The following is a 7360-nucleotide window of genomic DNA, read 5'->3' as shown; positions in this document are numbered from 1 at the left end:
TTGCCTTTCAGCACAGCCGCCGGCTGAAAACTCGATAGGTAAAAACGCGGGGTAACTGCCCGCCAGTAGCCCCGTACCCAGCGCTAGCGCCAGGCCGGCCCCCACCAGCTGCGGCTCCCAGTGCAAGGCCAGCGGCTTGCCCGTCAGCTCGCTGAACTGCGGGAGCACGAGCTGCACCAGCCCCACGGCCACGACCAGGGCCAGCAAGGCCATCACCACGGACTCGGTCAGGTACTGCCCCACCAGCGCGGCGCGGCTTGCCCCCCAGGGCCTTGCGAATGCCCACTTCCTTTACCCGCCGTGAGGCCTTGGCGGTGAACAGGTTCATAAAATTGATGCTAGCAATCACCAGAATGAGCCCGGCAATTAGGGCAAACAGCTGCACGTAGACAATGCGCCCCCCGGTGGCGACGCCGTTTTCGTAGGTGCCGTGCAGGTACCCCGCCGCGAACGGCCGCACGAACAGCGTGCGCCCCTGGGCCTGGGCCTGCGCGCTTTTGGTCTTCAGCACCCCCGCCAACTTGGCTTGAAACTGCGCGGGGTCGGCCCCCTCCTTCAAGGCCAGGTAGGTGTTGAAGGGGCCTTCGTCATCCCACTTGACGGTCTCGTTCATGTGCATCATGTCCTTGAACGAGGCAAACGGCAGCACGCAATCAAACTGCTCGGACGAGTTGCGCGGCACCCCGGCAAACACTCCGGCCACCAGGCAGGTCTGTTTTAAGTCGGCCATTTGCCATTCCACGGCTTTGCCCAAGCTATTCTGTGGCGACCGAAAAAGCTTAGTTGCCAAGGCCTCAGAGAGTACAATTCCATTTTTATCTTGCAGTACCGTGGCGGGGGTGCCCACCAGCAGGGGGTAGGAAAACAGCTGGAAGAAGGCGGGGTCCGCGTATTTGGGGGCGGCATTCAGGTGCTGGCCGCCCGCCACCAGCGTGAACCCGGGGAAGAATGGTACCGGCGTGGTGGTGGCCACCAATTCAATCTCCGGCATTTCCCGCCGCAGGGCCTCGGCCAGCAGCGGCATGGTACCGCCTTGGGTTTCGATGCCGGCGGCGGTGCGGCGGTTTTCCATCACCTGGTAGAGCCGGCCGTCCAGGGCGTGGTAGCGGTCGAAGCTGCGCTCGTCGCTTATCCAGAGGTAGATGAGCAGCGCGCAGGCCAGGCCGATCGAGAGGCCAATCAGGTTGATGAAGAACGTGCTTTTGAACCGCTTAAAGTTGCGGTAGAGGAGCAGCAGGGGGTAGGGAAGCATGGCCGAAGGAGGAGGAATCGGTTAGAATTGGCTGCGGCTGTTTTCCAGCACCACCTGCCCGTCGAGCAGGCGGATGACGCGCCGGGCGTACCGGGCATCGTGCTCAGAGTGCGTGACCATGAGCACGGTGGTGCCCGCCTCGTTCAATTCCGTCAGCAAGCCCAGCACATCGTGGCCGCTGGCCGAGTCGAGGTTGCCAGTGGGCTCGTCGGCCAGCAGCAGCGGTGGGGCGTTCACCACGGCGCGGGCCACGGCCACGCGCTGCTGCTGCCCACCCGAGAGCTGCAGCGGAAAGTGGTTGCGCCGATGCAGCAGCTGCATTTTCTCCAGCACCTGCTCCACCCGCTGACGCCGCTCGGCGGCCCCCACGCCGAGGTAGCGCAAGGGCAGCTCCACGTTTTCAAACACCGTCAGCTCGTCAATTAGGTTGAAACTCTGGAACACAAAGCCCAGACTGCGCTTGCGCAGCTCGGCCCGCTGCCGCTCGGAGTAGCGGCTGGTTTCGGTGCCCAGCAGCTGCAGGCTGCCGCCGTCGGGCTCGTCGAGTAGGCCCAGCAGGTTGAGCAGTGTCGATTTGCCGCAGCCCGAGGGGCCCATGATGGCCACAAATTCCCCCTGCTCCACCGTCAGCGAGACGTGGTTCAGCGCCTTGGTCTGCACCTCCTCGGTGCGGTACACCTTTTCCAGGTTTTCGGTCTTAATCATGCGTTTCAAGCTTTACTGGTCAATTTTAGTTACCTAGGGGCGGTCCTTATCCAGCACCAGCTCTTGCTGGTCGGCGTAACCTTCGTAGCTGGAGGTCACGACCTGGTCGCCGGGCTGTAAGCCCGCCAGCACTTCATAATAATCGGGGTTCTGCCGCCCGAGCCGGATGGCCACCCGCTCGGCCCGGGTGCCGTCGGCCGCCAGCTTAAACGCCCAGTTGCCCACGGTTTGCTGGTAAAAGCCGCCTTTAGGCAGCAGCACCGCCGGGGCCTTCGCACTCAGCGCCAGCCGGATGGGCAAGGTCTGGCCCCGCCGTAGGCCCGGCGGCGGGGTACCGGTAAAGGCCAGGTCAATTTGCACGCCTTTGGCCACTTGCGCGAAGATTTTGGTCACGCGCAAGGCATACGCCTGGCCATCCACCACCACTTCGCCCACCTGGCCGGCCGCGATGCGGGCAATATAAAATTCGTCCACGGCGGCGTGTAGCTTCACGCCCGCCAGCGCGTCAATCTGCCTAGGCGCTGGCCTCGGTTTTTAGCCTCGGCCCACTTCCGCGGCCAGCGAGCTGAGCCGCCCGCCGACCGGGGCCCGCAGCAGCAGGTCGTCCATCTTGCGCCGCATCAGGGCCAGGTTGCTGGTCATGCGCTGTACCGACTCTTGCATGGTGCTCAGCTGCTGTTGCATAGCCAGCGAATCCTGGCGCAAGGTCTGCTGCGTCAGTTGTCGCCGGCGCCGCTGGTAGCGGTAGGCATTCTGGCTCTGCAAGTAGTCCTGCCGCGCAATCACCTTCTGGTCGTAGAGCACCTGGTTGGTGTCAAACACCCGCCGGGCCTCGGCCAGCTGGAAATCGATGTCGGCTAGCTGGTTTTGGCGCAGGATGCGGTTTTGCAGCAGTTGATTGCGGGTATTGCGCAGGTTGTTCATCAGGTCGTACACGGCCGTTTCGCGGTTTACCATTTCCAGCTGCAGGTCGGGGTTGGCTAGCCGCAGCAACGGCTGGCCCGCCGTTAGGGTCGCGCCTTCTTCCACCAGTACCTGCTGCACCATGCCGGCCTCCGCCGCGTCCAGGTACACGGTGTGCAGGGGCTGCACTACCCCGTCGATAGCCGTAAATTCTTGAAAATTACCTTGGGTAACGGGGCTGATGGTCAGCCGGCTGGCCGCGACGTGCAGCCGCTGGCCTGGCCTAGGCCAGTAGAGGCTGGCTGCGCCTGTCCCGGCCAATACCAGCACTCCTAGCCACCACCAGCGGGTGATAAACCACCATTTTTTCTTCGGTATCAGGCTATCCATTTGTTCGGCGCAGGAAATAGCAGTAAAAAGCTAGTGACCGGAAGTGCCAAGAACGGTGCCTTACTCACAAACCCTTGCTAATCAGCAGACTGGTTCAGAAACCCGAGAGAAAGCGGTTGCCGACTGTCCGGTTTTGATACAGTTGACCGTTCGGTTCTGATACAGTCCGAATCTATTGCTAGGCAGAGAACAGCCTGGCCGACTGAAACCCAGTATTTTCCAAGGCCTGCACGGTTTGTGTGCCTTGGGTTGGGACGGGTGCCAGCCAGCCCCGACTTTTACAGTTTACCAAGCCTATTTTCATGAATCTTAAGCACGCCCGCATTCTGGTGGTAGACGATGAGCCCGATGTGCTGTTCGCCCTCAAGCTGCTGCTCAAAACGGAGGTGCGGGAAGTCGTGACGGAAAAAAACCCGGAGCTGCTGCTCTCCCGGCTCCGCCAGCAGCACTTCGACGCTGTGCTGCTCGACATGAACTACCGCAGCGGGCAGGCGACGGGCAACGAGGCTTTTACTGGCTCGGCCGCATTTTGGAGCACGCCCCCACCACGGCCGTTGTCCTCATTACGGCCTATGGCGACGTGCGCACGGCGGTCCGCGCCCTGAAAGCCGGGGCCACCGACTTCCTGCTCAAGCCCTGGCACAACGAACAGCTGCTGCAAACGCTGGCCGCCGCCCTACCTAAAACCGGCCGCAAAAATGGGGGCAGTCCGAAAAAAGCAGCCGGGCCGGCTGCTGCTACTGTTCTCCTGGGCGAGTCGGCCGCCATGCAGGAAGTACGCGCTATTATTGAAAAGGTCGCCCCAACTGAGGCCAACGTGCTGCTATTGGGCGAGAACGGTACCGGCAAAGAATTAGTCGCCAAGTCCCTACACGAGCAGTCGCGCCGCGCCGCCCGGGCCTTTGTGGCCGCCGACGTAGCCGCCCTCAGCGAGGGGCTATTTGAAAGCGAGCTGTTTGGGCACACCAAGGGCGCGTTCACGGATGCGCAGGCCAGCCGCGTGGGCCGGTTCGAGGCGGCCACCGGCGGAACCTTGTTTCTGGATGAGATTGGCAACATTGGCCTGCCGCAGCAAGCCAAGCTGCTCACGGCCCTGCAAAACCGCCAGGTGGTGCCCGTGGGGAGCAATACCCCCGTACCGGTAGACATCCGGCTATTGTCGGCCACCAACGCCCCCTTGCACGCCCTGGTAGCCCGCGGTGCTTTCCGCCAGGACCTGATGTACCGCCTCAATACGGTCGAAATTACGCTGCCACCCCTGCGCGAGCGGGGCGACGACGTCCTACTGCTGGCCCAGCACTTCGCGCAGGTGTACGCCATCGGCAACCGGCAACCCGTGCCGGAATTCAGTGCCGCTGCCCTGCGCAAGCTCCAGGAGCACACCTGGCCCGGCAACGTGCGGGAGCTGCAACACGCGGTGGAGCGGGCCGTTATCCTAGGGGCCGGTCCCGTGCTGCTTCCGACCGATTTCTCGTTTCGAAACTCCGAATCGGCAACTGCTTCCGCGTCGGCGGTAGCTGCGACCGTGGCTGAGCAGCCGCTGCCATTGCTGGAAGTAGAAAAAGCCACCATCCAGAAGGCCATTGAGCGCCATCAGGGCAACCTCACCAAAGCGGCCAAGGAGCTGGGCCTCACCCGCACCGCCCTCTACCGTCGGCTCGACAAGCATGATATATAATAGCCTGGATGCTCGCCTGCTGGGACGATTAGTACTGCTGCTAGCCGCGCTGGCCGCGAGCGGATACGCCGCGCTGCACCACGCCTATGGGTCAGCCCTAGGGGCTCTGGTGCTGCTGGTAGTGCTAGTCCTGGACCTAACCCGCTACCTGACGCGCGGCCAACAGGCCCTGGCCGACTTCACCCTGGCCCTCCAGTACCGGGATTTTTCGCGGCAGTACCCGGCGCAGTCCGTCCCGGCGTCGCTGCGGCCCTTGCACGAGGCTTTCAACCAGGTGAACGCCACGTTTCGGGAGCTGCGGGCCGAGCAGGAAGCGCAGTTTCAGTACCTGCAAACTATCCTAGCGCTGCTCGATACGGGTATCGTGTCCTACGACGCGGCGGGCACCGTGGGCTGGGTAAACGAGGCGTTCAAACAGACACTGCACCTGCCGTACCTGAAAAATATTCGGGCGCTGCAATCCCGGCAGCCGGTCCTCTACGAGGCCATCTGCCGGGCGGCTCCCGGCCAGCCCGTGGTGGTGAAACTGACGGTAGGCCTCCAAACGGTGCAGCTGCTCGTATCGACCACCCAGTTTAAGCTAAGAGGCGAAGCCTTTACCCTCCTGGCCTTTAAAAACGTGAGCCAGGCCCTAGCGGATACCGAAACGGCCGCCTGGCAGCAGCTGCTACGGGTGATGACGCATGAAATCATGAACTCAGTTGCCCCCATTGCTTCGCTGGCGGATTCGTTGGGTCGCCACGTGCAGCGCGCCCGGCAGCAGGAAACCTCCGCTGAGTTGCTCGACGACGTGGGCACCGGCATTCGCATCATCCAGCAGCGCAGCGAAGGGCTGCTGCGCTTCGCCCAGGTGTACCGGGACTTTAGCACCCTGGCCTCGCCGCAGCGCACGACCCTTTACGTGCAGGAATTGCTGCAGGCCACTCGGCAGCTGCTAGCGCAGCAGCTGACCGCGCAAGGCATTGAGGTTACCTTGAGCGTCCGGCCCGGGCACCTCACCCTGCACGCCGACGGCCCTCTGCTGGAGCAAGTGCTCATCAATCTGGTGCTCAATGCGGCGCAGGCAGTCACACAAACCCCCAACCCTCACATTAGTCTGCTGGCTTGGTCCGATGAACAGGAACGGATAGTTATCGAGGTGAAGGACAATGGGAGTGGTATTACTGCCGACGTACTGAACAACATCTTTATCCCTTTTTTCACCACTCGCCCCAACGGTTCCGGGATTGGGCTGAGTCTGGCTAAGCAAATCATGCTGCTGCACCAGGGCAGCATCCAAGTCCATTCCGTGGTAGGGCAGGTAGTGCATTTCAGCTGTGGTTTCCCTCCTCGGTTACCTTTTGAGAACTCTTTCGGTATAAGCACTCCTGTTACTTCCTGGTCATGCTACAAGCAGTTCTTTCGTTGTTCACGTTTTCATCCGTTCTGTTTGGCTGTTCCTCGTGCCAGAAGGACAATGTCTCCAGTCAGCTTACTACGCCTACTAACGCCCTTATGAACGGCAGTCGCATTCTCGTTAAGATCGGGATGAGCACCTTCCGCGCTACGCTCCAGGACAACCCGACGGCCTTTGAAGCCCTGCTGCCATTAACCGTACCGATGACGGAGCTGAATGGAAACGAGAAGTACGCGGACTTGCTAGGCCCTCTAGATCACTTCAATTGTAAGCCCTGATACCTCTTCTTGGGCCTCCCGTAAAGTCGCTAAGGTTTTATCGGCATAGTCACCTAAAGCACGCTGACTAATTGCAAAGTCGAGCCATTGAATTGTTATAGGCGTTTCTACATCAGCTCGTAAGCAGTCCCAAAGCGCGTCTAGATTCTCCCCGTAGTAGTCAGGAAATCCTAGACGCTCCTTCAAGTGAGCATGTAAGGCCTCCTAGTCGGTCATTTCGGCTCCAAGCAACTGTACGGTCATCTGTCTCTCATCATTTTTAGGCGAGGTTGGAACAAGGTATAAGCTTTACATACCTACTCCACCACTGCGGCTCCCATCCAACAGCACCAACGGGTTTTCTAGCGTTTCCCGCTTCTTGAGGTGTGGTTAAACAAATAGGAAAAACCTCCGACTTAGCTAAACGTTGAAAGGGCTTGAAAAACCCGACTGCTGGCCTTGGACCAAGAAGCCCCATTTATTGTGGGCGCGTACTAGTCAGCCTATCGGTAAGGGTACCTCGATTACCCCAAACATCAGACAGGCCCCAAGGGAATATACCGTGGGGCCTGTCTGGTGCTAGTTCGGTTGCAAAGGCTTGTTACTTCTTATCTCCTGCCTGGGCATAAACGCCTGCAAAAGCCTGCGTAAAAGGGCAAATTTCGCTTGCAACTACGGGTTGGATGTGCGGCTGCGCAGGGCTAGATGAGGGACGAATGCAATGGCCCGCCCGGCCCCCATTTCTGGGGCTGGGCGGGCCACCTTTCGAAAAAGCTAGG

General features: G+C 60.8%; 8 protein-coding genes and 2 pseudogenes. 4 read left to right on the top strand and 6 right to left on the bottom strand.

Annotated features, from left to right (window positions below; genetic code table 11):
• The 5 genes and pseudogenes from VI25_RS29040 to VI25_RS24280 form a co-directional block, all read right to left on the bottom strand.
• A partial coding sequence (locus VI25_RS29040) for a hypothetical protein (RefSeq protein WP_410503445.1) occupies positions 1–213 on the bottom strand: 213 nt, incomplete at its 3' end.
• A 313-nt stretch (positions 214–526) separates the two neighbouring features.
• Positions 527–1252, bottom strand: a pseudogene (locus VI25_RS29035) (ABC transporter permease); the annotation flags it as partial.
• Between the two features lie 21 nt (positions 1253–1273).
• Complete coding sequence (locus tag VI25_RS19520) at positions 1274–1957, bottom strand: ABC transporter ATP-binding protein (protein ID WP_022821726.1); 684 nt, start codon at positions 1955–1957, stop codon at positions 1274–1276.
• Positions 1958–1990: 33 nt separating this feature from the next.
• Positions 1991–2431, bottom strand: a complete 441-nt coding sequence (locus tag VI25_RS24285; RefSeq protein ID WP_082455711.1) for a hypothetical protein — start codon at positions 2429–2431, stop codon at positions 1991–1993.
• A 60-nt stretch (positions 2432–2491) separates the two neighbouring features.
• The gene (locus VI25_RS24280) at positions 2492–3250 is read right to left on the bottom strand and encodes an HlyD family secretion protein (protein WP_082455709.1); all 759 of its coding nucleotides are present in this window, start codon (positions 3248–3250) and stop codon (positions 2492–2494) included.
• Between the two features lie 302 nt (positions 3251–3552).
• On the opposite strand from VI25_RS24280, the gene VI25_RS28670 reads away from it, so the two are divergent.
• From VI25_RS28670 to VI25_RS27225, 4 genes are read left to right on the top strand one after another with little or no spacing between them, the layout of a single operon-like run.
• The gene (locus VI25_RS28670) at positions 3553–3855 is read left to right on the top strand and encodes a response regulator (RefSeq protein WP_316934381.1); all 303 of its coding nucleotides are present in this window, start codon (positions 3553–3555) and stop codon (positions 3853–3855) included.
• A complete protein-coding gene (locus tag VI25_RS19510) occupies positions 3780–4928 on the top strand; it encodes a sigma-54 dependent transcriptional regulator (protein ID WP_316934380.1) in 1149 nt (382 codons plus the stop codon). Before VI25_RS28670 ends, VI25_RS19510 begins: the two co-directional genes overlap by 76 nt.
• Positions 4918–6426, top strand: a complete 1509-nt coding sequence (locus tag VI25_RS19505) for a sensor histidine kinase (RefSeq protein ID WP_055562759.1) — start codon at positions 4918–4920, stop codon at positions 6424–6426. Before VI25_RS19510 ends, VI25_RS19505 begins: the two co-directional genes overlap by 11 nt.
• A complete protein-coding gene (locus VI25_RS27225; protein ID WP_052695774.1) occupies positions 6423–6602 on the top strand; it encodes a cyclophilin-like fold protein in 180 nt (59 codons plus the stop codon). Before VI25_RS19505 ends, VI25_RS27225 begins: the two co-directional genes overlap by 4 nt.
• On the opposite strand, the pseudogene VI25_RS29030 reads toward VI25_RS27225, so the two are convergent.
• Positions 6576–6791 (bottom strand): annotated as a pseudogene (locus tag VI25_RS29030) (barstar family protein); the annotation flags it as partial. The gene VI25_RS27225 and the pseudogene VI25_RS29030 overlap by 27 nt on opposite strands.
• Positions 6792–7360: the final 569 nt, after the last annotated feature.

The sequence above is a fragment of the Hymenobacter sp. AT01-02 genome (genome assembly GCF_000961955.2).
Lineage (GTDB): Bacteria > Bacteroidota > Bacteroidia > Cytophagales > Hymenobacteraceae > Hymenobacter > Hymenobacter mucosus.
The sequence above is the reverse complement of the archived record's forward strand: the minus strand, read 5'-3'. Positions and strand labels throughout refer to the sequence as shown.

Bases quoted from the DNA above. Each gene is read 5' to 3' on its own strand.
- VI25_RS19520 (WP_022821726.1), bottom strand. From the start codon at position 1,957: ATGATTAAGACCGAAAACCTGGAAAAGGTGTACCGCACCGAGGAGGTG.
- VI25_RS24280 (WP_082455709.1), bottom strand. From the start codon at position 3,250: ATGGATAGCCTGATACCGAAGAAAAAATGGTGGTTTATCACCCGCTGG.
- VI25_RS28670 (WP_316934381.1), top strand. From the start codon at position 3,553: ATGAATCTTAAGCACGCCCGCATTCTGGTGGTAGACGATGAGCCCGAT.
- VI25_RS19505 (WP_055562759.1), top strand. From the start codon at position 4,918: ATGATATATAATAGCCTGGATGCTCGCCTGCTGGGACGATTAGTACTG.
- VI25_RS27225 (WP_052695774.1), top strand. From the start codon at position 6,423: ATGAACGGCAGTCGCATTCTCGTTAAGATCGGGATGAGCACCTTCCGC.